The 16,644-nt window shown below is 64.4% G+C and carries 12 protein-coding genes; 6 read left to right on the forward strand and 6 right to left on the reverse strand.

All coding sequences use genetic code 11. From position 1 onward, the window contains the following. Nucleotides 1-602: 602 nt before the first annotated feature. The 3 genes from V2L18_RS14595 to ileS form a co-directional block, all read right to left on the reverse strand. A complete protein-coding gene (locus V2L18_RS14595) occupies nt 603-1,319 on the reverse strand; it encodes a hypothetical protein (RefSeq protein WP_336178991.1) in 717 nt (238 codons plus the stop codon). Between the two features lie 96 nt (nt 1,320-1,415). Continuing rightward, nucleotides 1,416-1,919, reverse strand: a complete 504-nt coding sequence (lspA, locus tag V2L18_RS14600) for a signal peptidase II (RefSeq protein ID WP_336178992.1) — start codon at nt 1,917-1,919, stop codon at nt 1,416-1,418. 12 nt (nt 1,920-1,931) lie between these two features. Then, nucleotides 1,932-4,922 (reverse strand): isoleucine--tRNA ligase, encoded by a 2,991-nt coding sequence (gene ileS / locus V2L18_RS14605; RefSeq protein WP_336178993.1) that lies wholly within the window; start codon nt 4,920-4,922, stop codon nt 1,932-1,934. A 515-nt stretch (nt 4,923-5,437) separates the two neighbouring features. On the opposite strand from ileS, the gene V2L18_RS14610 reads away from it, so the two are divergent. Continuing rightward, complete coding sequence (locus V2L18_RS14610) at nt 5,438-5,959, forward strand: hypothetical protein (RefSeq protein WP_336178994.1); 522 nt, start codon at nt 5,438-5,440, stop codon at nt 5,957-5,959. Between the two features lie 235 nt (nt 5,960-6,194). Then, entirely contained in the window at nt 6,195-7,397 is a 1,203-nt protein-coding gene (locus V2L18_RS14615; RefSeq protein WP_336178995.1) for a glycosyltransferase family 87 protein, read from the forward strand. Here V2L18_RS14615 and V2L18_RS14620 read toward each other — a convergent pair. After that, nucleotides 7,373-8,386, reverse strand: a complete 1,014-nt coding sequence (locus V2L18_RS14620; RefSeq protein ID WP_336178996.1) for a bifunctional riboflavin kinase/FAD synthetase — start codon at nt 8,384-8,386, stop codon at nt 7,373-7,375. The two genes, V2L18_RS14615 and V2L18_RS14620, sit on opposite strands and share 25 nt — an antisense overlap. Before the next feature lie 224 nt (nt 8,387-8,610). Next, complete coding sequence (locus tag V2L18_RS14625; RefSeq protein WP_336178997.1) at nt 8,611-9,063, reverse strand: MaoC family dehydratase; 453 nt, start codon at nt 9,061-9,063, stop codon at nt 8,611-8,613. A gap of 254 nt (nt 9,064-9,317) precedes the next feature. Between V2L18_RS14625 and V2L18_RS14630 the strand changes: the two genes are divergently transcribed. Both V2L18_RS14630 and V2L18_RS14635 read left to right on the forward strand, forming a co-directional pair. Continuing rightward, on the forward strand, nt 9,318-9,701 hold the full coding sequence (locus V2L18_RS14630) for a response regulator (protein WP_107987885.1): 384 nt from the start codon (nt 9,318-9,320) through the stop codon (nt 9,699-9,701). A 230-nt stretch (nt 9,702-9,931) separates the two neighbouring features. After that, nucleotides 9,932-10,609, forward strand: coding sequence for a protein phosphatase CheZ (locus V2L18_RS14635; RefSeq protein WP_336178998.1), 678 nt, complete (start codon nt 9,932-9,934; stop codon nt 10,607-10,609). Nucleotides 10,610-10,745: 136 nt separating this feature from the next. On the opposite strand, the gene V2L18_RS14640 is transcribed toward V2L18_RS14635, so the two are convergent. Then, a complete protein-coding gene (locus V2L18_RS14640) occupies nt 10,746-11,624 on the reverse strand; it encodes a TIGR01459 family HAD-type hydrolase (protein WP_336178999.1) in 879 nt (292 codons plus the stop codon). A gap of 210 nt (nt 11,625-11,834) precedes the next feature. Between V2L18_RS14640 and mutL the strand changes: the two genes are divergently transcribed. Together mutL and V2L18_RS14650 are read left to right on the forward strand one after the other, a co-directional pair. Continuing rightward, nucleotides 11,835-13,787, forward strand: a complete 1,953-nt coding sequence (gene mutL, locus V2L18_RS14645; RefSeq protein ID WP_336179000.1) for a DNA mismatch repair endonuclease MutL — start codon at nt 11,835-11,837, stop codon at nt 13,785-13,787. 381 nt (nt 13,788-14,168) lie between these two features. After that, the gene (locus V2L18_RS14650; protein WP_336179001.1) at nt 14,169-16,592 is read left to right on the forward strand and encodes a L,D-transpeptidase family protein; all 2,424 of its coding nucleotides are present in this window, start codon (nt 14,169-14,171) and stop codon (nt 16,590-16,592) included. The last annotated feature ends 52 nt before the right edge of the window (nt 16,593-16,644 follow it).

The raw sequence follows: 16,644 nt of genomic DNA on the forward strand, positions 1-16,644 counted from the left end.
TTGCGGGCGCCGGGGCGAATGAATTATCCGTAAGGATGCGTGGGGATCGCTACGGAAGAGTACGGGAAAACCGCAGGATACGCGGCGTTTTCTGGCGGTTTGACGATACTTGTCCGCTCGGCGCGGGAGGCCTTTTCATCATGGGCGATGAGAAAGATCTTGCATCTTCGGAGCGCTGAAAACGCAGGCTATGCGTGACGGGCGGGCCCTGTGGTGTGCCGGATCGCGGAGATCGGAACTGCGGCCGATCCTTCGAGACGCCCGCTGGGCGCCTCCTGAGAGGCAGACTCGAAAGTGTTAGTTGGTTCTTCGCCCCGAATTCCACGCGCCTTCATGCCCCTCCATCGTCATCACCCGGCGGAGGGGCATAAGGGGGAATGGCGCGAAAACGCTCAACCCGATACCATTTCCGGGCCGGTCTCTCAGGATGGCGTCGAGTATGGTGATGCCTGCATCGAAAGAACCAGCGACACGTATCGCGTCGTCCTGAGGAGGCCGGACAAGGCCGTCTCGAAGGATCGGCGACATGCGTCCGTCCAACCCGAAGCTCTCTGGCGCGGTTTCTTATCGATCAGATTGCTTCAATCCGATCGGAATATGCTCTAGCGCGTCTTGTCGAGGACGGGATCGTAATCGTCGATCGCGTCGGTCACGGGCTTCACCTTTTCCTTCTTGATGCTCTCGACATCGGGAAGGGCGGCGGTCGCGGCCGGGGTGGAATATTCCACCGGCGGTTCGATCAGGTAGTTGCGCTGCGGCTTGCCGTTTGCATCGAAGAGCTTGGCCGTGTCTTCCGGCTTGACCATCTTCTGGCCCTTCATCTCTTCGATCGTCAGGCGGTTTTGGCTTTTCTCCCAGGCGCCATCCTCGCGAATCGAACCCGGGCCATCCTTAAGCCGGTCATTGCCGGCGCCAAGAGTGCCCTTCTTGATCTCCTCGATGCCGAGGCGATGGTCCGTCTTCTCGATATTGATGTTGCCTGCCGCATCGCGACGGTCGTTCGCCCGCTGGATGGCGGCAAGCTCCGCATCCTTGTCGCGCGGCCAGTCGGCCGGCGCGGTGGAGGCCGTCTCCGGAGCGGGCAGATCCTTGTCGTCGCTCGGCATGGCGAGCGGCGCGCGTGGCTGATATTCGATCGGCTTCTCGTTCGGATCGACGGCGCCGATGGACTTCATCAGCCCCTTCACCAGAGCCACGTCGGGCGCATCGCCGTCGGAACCGTACATGCCGTCGGAATTGGACATGCAGCCGGCAAGGCCGAGGCCCACGGTGGCCACCACGGCGAGACGGACGATCGAACGCTGTCGGGTACTCGGCACGGCTGTTGTCCTCAGATTCTCTGCTGGCCTGCTCGGCATGGATCTCATCCGCAGATGAAATTCCTCTCTGCCCGTGCGGTTAGCCAGCAATAACGCCTATTTTGCGGCGCTTCCGCCACGATCGGTCGCCCAGTCATACAGAAGGCCGATCACGCCCGCAACGATCCAGACGTCCGCCACGTTGAACACATACCACGAAAACGAACCCACGTGGAAATGCACGAAATCGACCACGGCGCCAAAGACCAGCCGGTCGATACCGTTGCCGATGGCACCCGCCAGGATCAGGCCGAGCGCGAGACCGGTGACGAAGCGGCGGGCGTTGGCGGCCCAGATCCAGATCGCCACCCCGGCAACGAGCGTGAAACCCGCCAGCAGCCAGCGCCCGATGTCGCCGTCCTGCTGGAAGAGGCCGTAGGAAATGCCGCGGTTCCAGACCAGCACGATGTCGAGAAAGGACGTCAGCGCGACGGGGCCCGCCGCGCCGAGATCAAAACCATAGAGCAGCCAGAGCTTCGTCGCCTGGTCGAGCATGAGCCCGACGATGGCGATGAGCGCGACCATGCCGCTGTGGCGTCCCCAGGGGGTCATCGCGCTCATCCCTTTGTTCGCTCAGGCCGTCGTCGATGCGAGGGCATCGAATTCGCGCAGCGCCTGGGCATCGCGCGGGGTCACGTCCGGATAGTCGGGGTCGGAGCCGACCTGCGGAAGCACTTTCCACGAGCGGGCGCACTTCGTGCCTTGCGCCAGCCCCGGCACCACGCCGACGCCGGGAACGTCATCGAGCGTGAAGGCGCCCGCCGGCGCATCGCCCGCCACGGTGGTCAGCTGGCTGGTGATGCAGATGTCTTCCATGTCGCGACCTTCCAGCGAGGCCAGCAACTCCGGATCGGCGATGTAGACGGTCGGATGCGCCTCCAGCGAAGAGCCGATACGCTTTTCCGCGCGCTCCAGCTCCAGCGCGCCGGTCACGACCCGGCGCACGTCGCGGATCTTCTCCCAGCGTGCGGCCAGATCCCCGTCACGCCATTCGGCCGGGAAGCTCGGGAACTGCCTCATGTGCACGGAGCCTGCCTCCTCGCCATGGCGCGACATCCAGCTTTCCTCCATCGTGAAGGGCAGGATGGGGGCGAGCCAGGTCACGACCGCGTCGAACAGCTTCTCGATCACCCACAGCGCCGCCTTGCGCCGCGTGGAGGAAATCGGATCGCAGTAGAGCGTGTCCTTGCGGATGTCGAAATAGAAGGCCGACAGGTCCACGGTCATGAAGTTGAAGACCTGCGAGAAGACGCGCTTGAAGTCGAAGGCGTCGTAGGCGGCGCGCACCACACCGTCGAGCTCGACGAGCCGGTTCAGCATCAGCCGCTCCAACTCCGGCATGTCCTTGTAGGCCACGTCTTCGCCGGTGGCATGTGCCAGAGAGCCCAGCATCCAGCGGATGGTGTTGCGCATCTTGCGATACGCGTCCGCGTTGGTCTTGAGGATTTCCGCGCCAATGCGCTGGTCGTCGGTATAGTCGCCCGCCGCCACCCACAGCCGCAGGATATCGGCGCCGTACTGCTTGATGACGTCCTGCGGGAAGGTCTGATTGCCGAGCGACTTCGACATCTTGCGCCCGTCCTCGGCCATGGTGAAGCCGTGGGTGACGACCGCATCGTAGGGAGCCCGGCCGCGCGTGCCGCAGCTTTCCAGCAGCGAGGAATGGAACCAGCCGCGATGCTGGTCGGAGCCTTCCAGATAGAGGACATAGTCCTCGCCGCCGTCGACCGTGCGCTTGGGGCTCAGGTCGGGGCGCTTTTCCAGACAGAAGGCATGGGTGGAGCCTGAGTCGAACCACACGTCGAGAATGTCGGTGACCTGGGTCCAGTTCTCCATATCTTCGACCAGACCGCCGAGGAACCGCTCTTTGGCGCCTTCCTTGTACCAGGCATCCGCGCCTTCGGCCGTGAAGGCGTCGGCGATGCGGGCGATGAGGTCGTCGGACTTGTCGAAATCGGGGCCCGGCGCTACCCGTCCGTCCTCATGACGGAATACGGTGATGGGCACGCCCCATGCGCGCTGGCGCGACAGCACCCAGTCCGGCCGGTGCTCGATCATCGAGCGAAGGCGGTTCTGGCCCGACGCGGGCACGAAACGGGTTCCGTCGATGGCGTTCAGCGCACGTGCGCGCAAGGTGGAGCCGTCGGACAGCTCCTTGTCCATGTAGACGAACCACTGCGGCGTGTTGCGGAAGATGATCGGCTTCTTGGAGCGCCAGGAATGCGGATACTGGTGCTTCAGGCGACCGCGCGCGAAAAGTGCGTCCGCCGCGATCAGCGCCGCGATCACGCGCTTGTTGGCGTCGCCCTTCTCGCCCTTTGCGGTGATGACCTGGGCCGGGCCGCCTTCCGAATCCGGTCCGAAGCCCGGCGCGTCGGCCGTGTAGTAACCGGCGTCGTCCACCGTGAAGGGGATGTTGGAGGAGATGCCGCGCGCCTCGATCTCGGCACGCTTTGCCATCCAGATCTCGAAGTCGTCCGCGCCGTGGCTGGGTGCCGTGTGCACGAAGCCCGTGCCCGCATCGTCGGTGACATGGTCGCCATCGAGAAGGGGAACGTCGAAATCGTAGCCGAGTTCGCGGAGCGGATGGGCGAGCGTCAGGGCGGCGAGTTCGTCGGCGGTAACGTCGCGCAGGCGCTTGAAGGTCACCTTGGCCTTGGCGGCGCATTCGGCGGCAAGCGTATCGGCGAAGATCAGCTTCTCGCCGGGTTGCGGGCCGAAATCGTTCTCGGCCGTCGTCACCTCGTAAAGGCCATAGGAAATGTGCGAGGAGAAGCAGACAGCACGGTTGCCCGGCATCGTCCACGGTGTCGTCGTCCAGATGACGACGGCGGCATCGAGCAGTTCCTCAGCGGCGGCCTCGTTCGTGCCGCCGGCTTCCGTCACCGGGAACTTCACCCAGATCGTGTCGGACTCGTAATCATAGTATTCGATCTCGGCTTCCGCGAGCGCGGTCTTTTCGACCACCGACCACATGATCGGCTTGGAGCCGCGATAGAGCTGGCCGGTGCGCGCGAACTTCATCAGCTCCGAGGCGATGACGGCCTCGGATTCGTAGCGCATCGTCAGGTACGGATTGTCCCAGTCGCCCTCGATGCCGAGGCGCTTGAACTCCTCGCGCTGCACGCCGATCCAGTGTTCCGCATAGGCGCGGCATTCCTGACGGAAGGCGACCATCGCGTCCGGGTCGGTGAGATCGGGCTTCGGCTTGCCCTTGGAGCGGTAGTTCTCCTCCTCGACCTTCCATTCGATCGGCAGGCCGTGGCAGTCCCAGCCGGGCACGTAGTTGCTGTCCCACCCCGTCATCTGCATGGAGCGGGTGATGATGTCCTTCAGCGTCTTGTTCAGTGCGGTGCCGATATGGACATTGCCGTTGGCATAGGGAGGGCCGTCGTGCAGCAGGAACTTCTTCTTGCCGTGCGCGTCGTCGCGCAGACGCTTGTAGAGATCCATCGCCTTCCAGCGTGCGAGGATTTCAGGCTCCTTCTTGGGGAGCCCGGCGCGCATGGGAAAATCGGTCTGGGGCAGGAAGAGGGTTTTCGAATAGTCGCGTGTTTCGGTCATCGATCGGTCTGCTGGTCCTGGAGCCGAAGCGCGGGCGGCGGCGTGATCACGCGGGGCCTCGCGTCGGCGCGAACGCGAAAGGAAAGAGTGGAGCGGCCGGCTGTCATGCAGGCACCTTCGTCCCGGTCCCTCAGGCTCGGCGGCATGCCGCCTCAGCCGAAGGCCGGGCCGGTAATTCGTATGTGGTGCGGAGCCGGCGAACACCGCCGAGGGGAAAACGAGCGCATCATGCCGGTTCTGATATCAGCGAAAGGCCGTCGAATAAAGTGTTTATGGCGCACGCCCCGATGACCGTGTCGCCGCGTCCCGGCCAACCGGACGCCATCGCCACAAGTCTCCTGGATGTGATCTGGACAACAGTATTCATTTTGCGAAAATTATAGAAACGCTCCATCAGATGAATTTCATGATGGAAAACTTAAATGAAAACGAAATTGTTTCTCGTTGGAGCGGCGTTTGTCGTTGGATTTATGTCAACGCAAGTGTATGCGAAACCCGAGGGAAAGCCCCAATCCTTGAATATCGAAAAGCATCAACTGCCGTTTCCGATCAAGGTGAAGGTGCAGGGCGACAAATACGTGTCGCCGGGCAACTCCTATACGTTCGTCGTCAGAACGGAAGGTGCTTGCAAGAAGGGCAACCGAATTACCGATGTCCGGGCGATGGTCGGCGTGCCGAGCGGGCCGCTGATGGAGCACGCAAGCTATGAAGGGCGGCCGGAGATCTTTTCCTTCAACGGCAAGGATCAGCGCACGTTCAAGCGCATCGCCTCCAAGCAGGTGCCTATGTCGGCGGTCTATCTGGCCGGCCTCAAGAGCCCGCAGGCCTATTGCGAGCACCAGCGTGCGAAACTGAAGGCGGATGGCTGGTCCAACGCGGCCATTCTCGATCGCGAATGGACCTATAAGGTCGTCAACAAGGTCTCCGTCGTGATGGGATGCCGGCGCAAGGCAAACAAGCATCCCAAGCCCTGGGAGATCGGCCGCCGGCTCGCAAAGGCCTCTGTGCCGGTGGAGGTCACGTGCATGGCGCGGTGAGGTCGGCCCTGTAGCGATCTTGCTGGTGCCTGATCTTGCAGATGTCTTTCGAGCATTTCTTCCAGAAGGGCGCGGTGACGGATTTCGCCGCGCCCGGGACTGGGAAAGCCGAAATCTCTTCCGGGCAAGGTTTTCTTGAAATTATCGACATACGTTGTTGTGCCGATCCCGAGGCCGTCAGGAGCGTGACGCGAGAGGCGGGAACGTGACGCAAGGGGCGGGAATGTCGGGTATCATGACGAAAATGCGCGAGGGTACGTGGATCCGGCCCGATCTCGTAAGCTTCGCGGTAAAGCTCGCGCTCGCCGCCTACGTGCTGGCCTTCATCGCGGTGATCCTTGTTCCCAATGCCTATCACGCCCCGACCGGGACCGTGCTGCTCACCGATTTCCTGAGTTTCTGGGCCGCAGCGCGTGAAGCGCTCGCCGGCATGCCGGCGGCCCCCTATGACACGGCGGCCTTCCAAGCCTATCAGACAAGCCTCAGCGGCGATCCGGCGACATTTTTCTCCTTCCTCTATCCGCCCACCTTTCTGCTTCTGGTGCTGCCGTTCGGAACGACGGGATTCGTGCCGGCCTTCGTCGGCTTTTCCCTCGCGGGCCTCGCGCTGTTTCTGCCGGCCATGCGCGTGATCATCGGAACCTGGCGTCACGCCGTCGCGATGCTGGCGGCACCGATGGTGATCAACACGCTGCTCCACGGCCAGAACGCGCTTATCTCTGCCGGCCTTCTCGGCCTCGCGCTGTCGGCCATGGAACGGCGGCGTCATTTTCTCGCCGGCCTTCTTATCGGGCTGCTGACCTACAAGCCGCAGCTCGGCCTGCTGATTCCCGTCGCCCTGCTCGCGGCCGGGGACTGGCGCGCGATCTTCGGTGCCGCAGTCAGCGCGATCCTCTTCGCACTGGCAAGCTGGGCGGCCTTCGGCATCGAGCCATGGTTCGCCTTTCTCGCGCAGGCTCACCTTGGAACCGAAATCCTCGAAAACGGCTGGGTCGAATGGGGAAAGATGGTGTCGGTCTATGGCGCCGCCCGGGTGCTCGGGTTTTCCAGCCCGGAGGCCTGGGTCTGTCAGGGCGCGGCATCCGTTGCCGCGGTCGTTGCGGTGGCGGTGGTGTGGCGGCACGTCCGCGATTTCACCGCCCGCGCCTGCGTGCTGATCGCCGCGGGCCTGCTGGCGACGCCGTTCGCGCTCACCTACGATCTGACGGTGCTGCTGGTGCCGGTCGCCTTCCTCGTCCGCGACGGATTGCGGCGGGGCTTCCTGCCCTGGGAGGTGACGGGCCTTGCGCTGGTTGTCATCCTCGGCGCCGCGACGGGCGGCATCGGCCTCTATCTCGGCCTGCCCGTCGCCCCGCTCCTCGTCGCGATTGTGCTGGCGCTCGGCCTTGCACGGGCGAAGGCAGCGGGCGCAGATCAGCCCGCCAGCGGAATGTCGTAGAGCGCGAGATCGAGCGGCGACAGCGGCGCGAGCGAGGCGATCGCGGCGCGCGCCTCCTCGCTGTCGCGATCCATCTGCGCGACCAGCGCTTCCACGCTGTCGAACTTTTCCTCGCTGCGCAGGAAGGAGACGAACGAGACCTTCAGCGTCTTGCCATAAAGATCGCCGGAAAAGTCGAAGACGTGGACCTCCAGCAGCGGCGCGCCGTTGTCGAAGGTCGGCCGGCGGCCGAAGTTCGCCACCCCGTCATGCAGCACGCCGTCGATCACGGTGCGCACCGCATAGATGCCGTGGGCGAGCGTGCAATCGGGATCGAGCGCGATGTTGGCGGTCGGATAGCCGATCGTGCGGCCGCGCTTGTCGCCGTCGCGCACGGTGCCTTCCGCAAACCAGCGATAGCCCAGCAGCGCGTTTGCGAGCGTGATCTCGCCGGCGGTGAGTGCCTCGCGGATGCGGCTGGACGAGATCGTCTCGCCGCCCTCGTCATGCACGCGATCGACGATGGAGACGCCGAAACCGTGCTTCTCGCCCGACTGGCGCAGGTAGTCCGGCGTACCCGCGCGCGCCCGGCCGAAATGGAAGTCGTAGCCGGTGACCGCATGCACGATGCCAAGCCGCTTGACCAGAATGCGCTCCACGAAATCCGACGCTTCGCGCAGCGCGAAGGAGGCATCGAAGGGCAGGACGAGCAGCCCGTCGAGACCGAAGGCGCGCACGATCTCCGCCTTCGCGTGCGGCGGGGTCAGCCGGAACAACAGCTTTTGCGGAGTGAAGACAGCTCTGGGGTGCGGCTCGAACGTCATGACGTAGCCGGGAACACCGAGCTTGCCGGCTTCCTCCTGCACCCGTTCCAGCACTGACTGGTGGCCGCGGTGCACGCCGTCGAAATTGCCGATGCCGACGACCCCGCCCTTCAGTGCGTCGGGAAAGGCATCGAGGGAATAGGCGGCGTGGAACGCTTTCGGCGCCGGTGCGGCGGCATTCGGCATAAGGACGGATCCCGATGGTTGGGAGAAGCGGGCCGGACCGTGCCGACTTAACTTGCAAAGGTCAAGCGTGGAAACGACGCGCACGGACCGGGCAAGGTGTCTCACGGTGCCCGGTGCGCGCCCGCGAAGGGCTCGTGAGACGGAAAGGGGCGGAGGAGTTCGACGGAATACAAGGAGGAAGAAGGAATACAGGGAGGAAAGAGCCGAATGGGGCGGGATGTCCCTTACGCGACCCCGCCGGACGTGTCTCTGGCGGGCACCTTCACCACGGCTTCGCCTTCCAGAACGACGGTTTCTCCCACCATGGCCAGACAGGCAAGGCGAGCCTTCCGGCCGCGCTCCACCAGCTCGGCGACCGTGATCGTGACAGTAAGTTCGTCGTCGATCTTCACCGGCGCCTTGAAGTTGAGCGTCTGCGACAGATAGATCGCGCCGGGGCCGGGCAAGCGGGTACCCAGCAGCGCGGAAATCAGGCTCGCGGTATAAAGCCCGTGCGCGATGCGGGTGCGGAACGGCGTGCGGGCGGCGAAGTGCTCGGAGAGATGGATCGGGTTGCGGTCGCCGGAGACCTCGGCAAATCCGACGACGTCATCACTGCGGACGGTCTTCTTCAGGCTCTCGCTCATCCCGATTTCCAGGTCTTCGAAATAGAGCGTACGCAGAGGGGGGAGGGACATCGTCTCGATCCAAAAAAGCGCCGGTGGAGGCTACAGGTTAGGCTCCGGGATGCTCGGCCTCAATTCTGCTTTTGGAGCATTCGCATAGGGGGTATATGTCTATCCTCGAATCTTAACTCTCTTTTCAGTCCCCTCTGCCTATTGTGGCGCCACGCGTGGGGAGCCGGGGAACCGGCAGATCTCTTTCCTGGATCGTCACAACGCTGTGCGGCCGCGATGGCCATGGCTGTTCAGGTGAGTGCATGGAGTAAAATATGGCCCTTGATCTTTCGATGCCGGTTCTTGTGGTTGACGATTACAAGACGATGATCCGCATCATTCGCAACCTGCTGAAGCAGCTCGGCTTCAGTGATATCGATGACGCGGCCGATGGCACCGAGGCGCTGGAGAAGATGAAACAGCGCAAGTACGGTCTTGTGATCTCTGACTGGAACATGGAACCGATGACCGGATACGAGCTGCTGAAGCAGGTTCGTTCCGATTCGGGTCTTTGCAAGACGCCCTTCATCATGGTGACGGCGGAATCCAAGACGGAGAACGTCATCGCCGCGAAGAAGGCCGGCGTGAACAACTACATCGTGAAGCCGTTCAATGCGCAGACGCTGAAGGGCAAGATCGACGCGGTCTTCAACGACTAGCGACCGGCTTCAAGGGCATGCGCAATCGGTCAGACGGGACCCGGCACGCGCCGCCGCCCGCCGTAACACAAGAAGACGAACCGGCTAACCAGGTTTCGGCATCCGACGAGCCGGGACCTGTCGCGGTTTCGCAACCGGCGGCCGGAAACGCAGCCGCCGACGGAAACAATGAAAACAGCCCGCGCGGGGCCGAAACGGTATCGACGCGCGCGGTAGACAGGACAAATGCCATGGTGCCGATGACAAAGCACGACCTCTCGGGCGTGATCAAGTTCCTCGAGGACAACAAGGCACGCGGCGATGAGGTTTCGCTGAACGACGTCATGCGTCTGGCGGAAGTGATGGCCGGCGATTTCAAGGGCTTCCTCCATTCCTACGCGCCTTCGATGCGCCAGGAATTCGAGGATATCGCCAAGGAAATCGCGCGGATGAAGCAGGAGGTCGTGCAGCTGCGCGCCTCCGACATGAAGCACAACCGCATTCCGCAGGCCGGCCGCGAACTCGACGCCATCGTCGAGGCGACCGAAGAGGCGACACAGACCATCATGGCCGCGGCTGAAGAGATCATGGCCGCCGACACGTCCGATGCGACCGCCTATCAGACGATGGTCGGCGACAAGATGATCGAGATCTTCGAGGCCTGTGCCTTCCAGGACATCACGGGTCAGCGGATTTCCAAGGTCGTCAAGACGTTGTCCTACATCGACGAGCGCGTCTCGAACTTCGTCGAGCGCCTGCGGATCATGGAGACCGACGAAAGCGACATCGAGGAAACCGACGAAGAGCGCCGGCGTCGCGAACTCATCCTGCACGGTCCCCAGCATGCCGGCGAGGGCGTCTCGCAGGACGAGATCGATGCCATGCTCGGCGGAGCCGATCAGGCGGATATCGACAAACTCTTCGACTGACGCGCAGCCGGACGCTTGCCCGGCCTGTTGTTCTCCGGGGTGTCATGCCCCTCGCAGCAGACAGATCAAAAAGGCCCCGAGGCGGTATCGCCCGGGGCCTTTTTGATGTGCGGGGGAAGGTTGGGCGCGAACGTGTCTACCAGACGAGACGCGGCATCGCCGCGCGCGCAGACAGTCCTTCACTTTCCAGCCGGTCCTTCACCAGTCCGCCGTCGGGCATCTCCGCCGCGCCGAAATCGGCGGCGTGGATGCCGGCGGTGATGAAGAGAACATCGAGCCCCTGTCCGCAGGCGCCCTTGATGTCGGTCGGCAGGCCATCGCCGATGGCCAGCACCTTCGCCCGGTCCTGCGGTCGGCCGGAGAGCCGTTCCAGCTCGCCGATGGCGCGGTCGTAGATCGGCTTGTAGGGCTTGCCGAGGATCTGCACCTTGCCGCCAAGCGCCGCATAGTCGCGCGCCAGCGCGCCCGCGCACCAGATCAGCGTGTTGCCGCGCTCCACGACCACGTCAGGATTGGCGCAGACCATCGAGAAACCGCGCGAAATCAGCGATCTGAACCTGTCGTGGTAATCCTCCGGCGTCTCGTCGACGTCGTCGTAGAGGCCGGTGCAGACGATCAGTCCACCGTCGGGCGCGCGCGTATCGTCCTCGACCGCGGCAAGGCCTGTTCCCTCGTAGAGCGTATAGTCGCGCTCCGGCCCGATATGGACGACCGTGTCGCCCTCGTAGGCCTTGAGCAGTCCGTGGGTCACATCGCCGGAGGTGACGATGGTGTCGTAGGCGTCGCGCGGGCAGCCGAGACTGTCGAGCTGGTCGTAGATGGGGGCGGACGGGCGCGGCGCATTGGTGATCAGCACTACGCGGCCGCCCTGTTCACGAAACCGCGACAGCGCCTCGCTCGCGCCCGGATTGACGCGCACGCCGTTGTGCACGACACCCCACACGTCGCACAGGATGCCGTCGTAGTCGGATGCGATCATCGAAAGTCCGGGAAGAAGCAGGCTGTCGGCGGTCATCGGGTCTCGCATCTGATAGAATGAAACGGATAAGGATTCGCGCGCCGGTTTGGGCGTCCCCCGTTTCGTGAGGGTGGCATTTCAAGCGGCGTGCGGCCGCACCATAGTCGAACGACCGGCCCCCGCAAGCCCTCAATTCCCGGCAGGCTATGGCGGCCGGCACGGCGATCACCGGCAGGCAAACCGGCAGGAACTCCACAGGAACAGGGCGTGGCAGTCAGGCAGCTTTCAGAAACGGTCATCAACCGCATCGCCGCCGGCGAGGTGATCGAGCGACCGGCCTCGGTGGTGAAGGAACTGGTGGAGAACGCGCTCGATGCCGGCGCCTCGCGCATCGAGGTGGTGACGGCGGCCGGCGGCAAGACGCTCATGCGCGTCTCCGACGACGGTGCGGGCATGACGGCGGCTGACCTTGCCCTCGCGGTCGAACGCCACTGCACCTCGAAACTGGCCGAAAATGACCTGATGGATATCCGCACGCTCGGGTTTCGCGGCGAGGCGCTGCCCTCCATCGGCGCTGTGGCACGTCTGACCATCGCCACCCGCAATGCGGCCGAGCCGCACGGCTGGGAGATTACGGTTGACGGTGGCGAGAAGGGGGACGTCACGCCCTCCGCTCTCAATCGCGGCACGCGGGTGGAGGTGCGCGATCTTTTCTTCGCAACGCCCGCCCGGCTGAAATTCCTGAAAACCGACCGCGCCGAGACCGCCGCGATCACCGAGGTCGTCAAGCGAATCGCGCTCGCCCACCCGCATGTGCGCTTTTCTCTGGCGGGCCCCGATCGGCGCCAGCCGCTCGACCTGCCTGCCGCAACCGGCCCGGATGCGCGCCTTGCCCGCATCGGCCAGGTCATCGGCGCCGACTTCGTCGACAATGCCATGGCGATCGACGCGGAACGCGAGGGCGTGCGGCTGACGGGCTTTGCCGGGCTTCCTACCTATCACCGGGCGAACGCGCTGCAGCAGTTCTTCTTCGTCAACGGCCGGCCGGTGCGCGACAAGCTGCTTCTGGGCGCGCTGCGCGGCGCCTATGCGGACGTATTGGCACGCGACCGACACCCCATCGTCGTGCTCGATCTCGATCTCGACCCGCATCAGGTCGACGTCAACGTGCATCCCGCCAAGGCCGACGTGCGCTTTCGCGACAGCCAGCTCGTGCGCGGGCTAATGGTCGGTGCCATCAAACGCGCGCTGGTGGAGGCCGGGCACAGGGCATCGTCCACCGGTGCCAGAGAGGCGCTCGATTTCGCCCGGCCGAACGGGGTCGATCCTCGGACTGGAGCCGGGCAGGGCGGCTGGCAGGGCGGCAATGCCCCGGCGGCGCCAGCCGGATCCTGGCCCGGCGGATATACGGCAGCACGCCCCGTCTCCGGCAGGCCTTCGGGGGATGCGCAGGACTGGCGGCTTTCGGCCTTCCGACCGCTTCAAGATCAGGATGGTTCGTCAGTGGGCATACTGGAACGCGCCGCGCCGGACATGGCCGCATCGGGCTTCGCCGAGGCTCAGGCGCCGTTCGCCGGCTTCGATGCGACGTCCGCCGATACGCGCGCCGATGCTGCCCCTGTCGATCTCGGTTTGCAGGCGCGCCCTCTGGGAGCGGCCCGGGCGCAGCTTCATGCCAATTACATCGTCGCCCAGACCGAGGACGGTCTCGTCATCGTCGACCAGCACGCAGCCCACGAACGGCTCGTCTACGAACGCCTCAAGGAGGCGCTGGCAGCCAAGGGCGTGGCGAGCCAGATGCTGCTGATCCCTGAAGTGGTGGAGCTGGCGCAGGAGGATGTGGAGCGTCTGCTCGACCGGGCCGACGAACTGGCCGAATGCGGACTGGTGCTGGAGGGCTTCGGGCCGGGCGCCGTGGCGGTGCGCGAAACGCCGGCGCTTCTGGGGGATACCGATATCAGGGGCCTGGTGCGCGATATCGCCGACGACATCGCCGACATGAGTGAGGCGACGCGTTTGCGCGAGCGGCTCGACCATGTCGCCGCGACCATGGCCTGCCACGGTTCGGTGCGCTCGGGCCGCAGGCTCAGGCCGGAGGAGATGAACGCGCTCCTGCGCGAAATGGAGGCGACGCCGCTTTCAGGCCAGTGCAACCACGGCCGGCCGACCTGGATCGAACTGAAGCTCGCCGACATCGAAAAGCTGTTCGGTCGGCGCTGATGAATGGAGAGCCGATCGGGCGTGTGGCGTGGGTGACACATGCCTGGCGAAAGCTACGCACGGCATCGTGAACGACAACGCCCGCGTGGCGGAAATCTGCGACCGGCGGGCGCCTGCAGGTTTTCACGGGGGTGGCGATGGTGCAAACAGTGATGTAAATCACCGGAACTCCAACGCATTTGCTGCATTTTAGTCCAAGTTACAGGCGCATAAGCGGGCCATCCCGATCTATGGGACGGCCGGGCGGGCGAGGCGGCGAAAAAACGGGAAACCGACCTCGCTCATATGTGATCCCCGATCGTGACCGGTGTAGTGTTTGGTTAACATTGTTCAGGCGATTCTGATCCCTGAATGACGGCGAAGAAATCTGGTAGGTTCCTAATGACGTTCAGGATGCGCGGCCACCGGGCGGCCTTTGTTTCCGCCCTTCTTGCAAGTGCGGTGGTGACGACAAGTCAACCGGCCTTCGCCGACATGGCGGACCGATTGGCCGGCGCGCGCAGCGTCGAGCGCATGCGCATGCAGTCGGATGGGCGCGACTATCGCGATCCCCGCGCCGAGCGCGCGCCGCGCGGCTACCGCGAACCGCGTCGGGAATCGCGGGGCAGCGGCTTCTTCGGCTGGGGCGGCTGGGGCTCCCAGGGCCAGGACGAAGATTACGACCGCTACGACCCCGAGCCGGTCAAGGCCCACGTTTCCAGCCCGAAATACTATACCTACCAGCCGGACGAGCTGAAGACCGTTTCGCTGGACGCATTGTCGCGCGCCGTCGCCGAGGCTGCCGCCAAGCGCCAGCAGGAAGCCGCCGCCGCCCAAGCTCAGGCCCACGCTCAGGCCGCAGCGACCGACCAGTCGCCCGAGCGCGCCGGCGACGTTCGCATGACCGGTTCCATTGCCGCCTACGGCGACAGCCCGGCCGATTCGACGGCGGCGGGGACGGAAGCCGAAGCGGCGACCGACACTGCTGCGACCGACACTGGTGCGACCGGTGATGTGGCGAACGGCGATGCCGCGACCAGCGAGGCGGCAACCGCTGCCGCCTCCGCGCCGGAAACGGACACGACGGCTGCTGACACCACTTCCGCCGAGACGCCCGTTGCGGAGACGGAGATGGCCACCGCGGACCCCGCGACTGCGGATGCGCCTGCCGCGAACCCGGCGACGCCCACGCCGTTCGAGCGCGATGCCCCGACGCTCGCCGGCTTGCAGCTGCGTGCGCTGCCGTCCGTCATCGATGCGATCGAGACCTATTACGCCAGGAAGCCCGCTTTCGTCTGGGTGAAGGATGGCAAGGTGTCCGACAAGGCCCGCGCGGCCATGAAGGTTCTGGCCGATGCCGGCAAGGTCGGGCTCGAGCCTGCCGACTATGCGGTGGAGCTGCCGCAGGAGACGGTCGCGATGCGCGCCTCCGACGTCGAGGTGGCCAGCAACGAGGCGACCGGCTCCGGGATCGTCAGCGATGCCGGCATTTCGTCGCCGGGCATGCAGGCGCGTGCCCATGAGCGCGAACTTATGCGCTTCGAGATGGAGCTTTCGGCCGCAACTCTCACCTACGCCCTCGATGCCCAGCGTGGCCGCGTCGATCCCGACCGCATTTCCGGCTACCACGATCTGCCGCGTCACGAGGTCGACCTCGGCAAGACCATGGCGAGCCTTGCCGCAAGCGACGATGTTGCCGCCTATCTGGAGGCGCGCAATCCCTCGTCCCGGGAGTTCAAGGAACTCGTCGCCACCCTGGCCACGCTGAAGACCCAGAGCGATGAGGCCCCTGTCTCCATCGCGCCCGGCACGCTGATCAAGCCGGGCCAGAGCAATCCGGAAATGGCGAATGTCGTCAAGGCGATCAGTCTGAAGGCCTCCGAAGACCTGAAGACGGATCACGCCGACACGTTCGACACCTATGATGGCGGCGAAACCTACACGCCGGAGCTGGTGTCGCTGGTGAAGGACTACCAGCGCGAGGCCGGTCTTTCCGCCGATGGCGTCGTGGGCCCGAACACGGTGCGCACGATGGTCGGGATGTCGCTCGATTCCAAGATCGACAAGGTGAAGCTCGCGATGGAGCGGCTGCGCTGGCTGCCGCGCGATCTCGGCGAGCGGCGCGTGTTCATCAACCAGCCCGCCTTCAAGGTGACCTATACGCAGCCGGGAAGGGACCCGCTGTCGATGCGCGTCGTCGTCGGCAAGAAGTCGAACCAGACCAACTTCTTCTACGATCGCATCAAGACGGTGGAATACAATCCCTACTGGGGTGTGCCCTATTCGATCATCGTCAACGAGATGATCCCGAAGCTGAACAACAACCCGTATTACCTCGACGATTCCGGGTATGAGGTGACGACCGTGAACGGTCGGCAGGTCTCCTCGGCTTCCGTCGACTGGCGGGCCGTTGCGGCCAAGAAGCAGAGCATCAACGTGCGTCAGCTTCCCGGGCGCTCAAACGCGCTCGGCAAACTGAAGATCCTGTTCCCGAACAAGCACCACATCTACATGCACGACACGCCGGCCAAGTCGCTGTTCCAGCGCACGGACCGGGCCTTCAGCCACGGCTGCGTGCGCCTGCAGGACCCGCAGGCGATGGCGGCGGCGGTGCTCGGCAAGGACAAGACCTATGTCGAAGACCGCATCGCCCAGGGCAAGAACGAGTCCGAAGCGGTGAGCGCCGATATTCCGGTCTACGTGGCGTATTTCACGGCCTGGCCGGACGCCAAGACCGGCGTGGTCAAGTACTATGCCGACGTCTATGACCGCGACATGTATCTCAACCGTGCCATTGAGGCGACGCGTCGCGCGCGGCACGGCTGAACCTTCGGGCGGACGATACGCCAGATTTCGACAAGAGGCGCCTTCGGGCGCC

This window comes from Breoghania sp. JC706 (assembly GCF_037026715.1).
Classification (GTDB): Bacteria; Pseudomonadota; Alphaproteobacteria; order Rhizobiales; family Stappiaceae; genus Breoghania.

Coding starts and splice junctions, on each gene's coding strand:
- V2L18_RS14635 (WP_336178998.1), top strand. CDS start 9,932: ATGGTGCCGATGACAAAGCACGACCTCTCGGGCGTGATCAAGTTCCTC.
- V2L18_RS14620 (WP_336178996.1), bottom strand. CDS start 8,386: ATGCCGAATGCCGCCGCACCGGCGCCGAAAGCGTTCCACGCCGCCTAT.
- V2L18_RS14625 (WP_336178997.1), bottom strand. CDS start 9,063: ATGTCCCTCCCCCCTCTGCGTACGCTCTATTTCGAAGACCTGGAAATC.
- V2L18_RS14640 (WP_336178999.1), bottom strand. CDS start 11,624: ATGACCGCCGACAGCCTGCTTCTTCCCGGACTTTCGATGATCGCATCC.
- V2L18_RS14630 (WP_107987885.1), top strand. CDS start 9,318: ATGGCCCTTGATCTTTCGATGCCGGTTCTTGTGGTTGACGATTACAAG.
- lspA (WP_336178992.1), bottom strand. CDS start 1,919: ATGAGCGCGATGACCCCCTGGGGACGCCACAGCGGCATGGTCGCGCTC.
- V2L18_RS14615 (WP_336178995.1), top strand. CDS start 6,195: ATGACGAAAATGCGCGAGGGTACGTGGATCCGGCCCGATCTCGTAAGC.
- V2L18_RS14650 (WP_336179001.1), top strand. CDS start 14,169: ATGACGTTCAGGATGCGCGGCCACCGGGCGGCCTTTGTTTCCGCCCTT.
- ileS (WP_336178993.1), bottom strand. CDS start 4,922: ATGACCGAAACACGCGACTATTCGAAAACCCTCTTCCTGCCCCAGACC.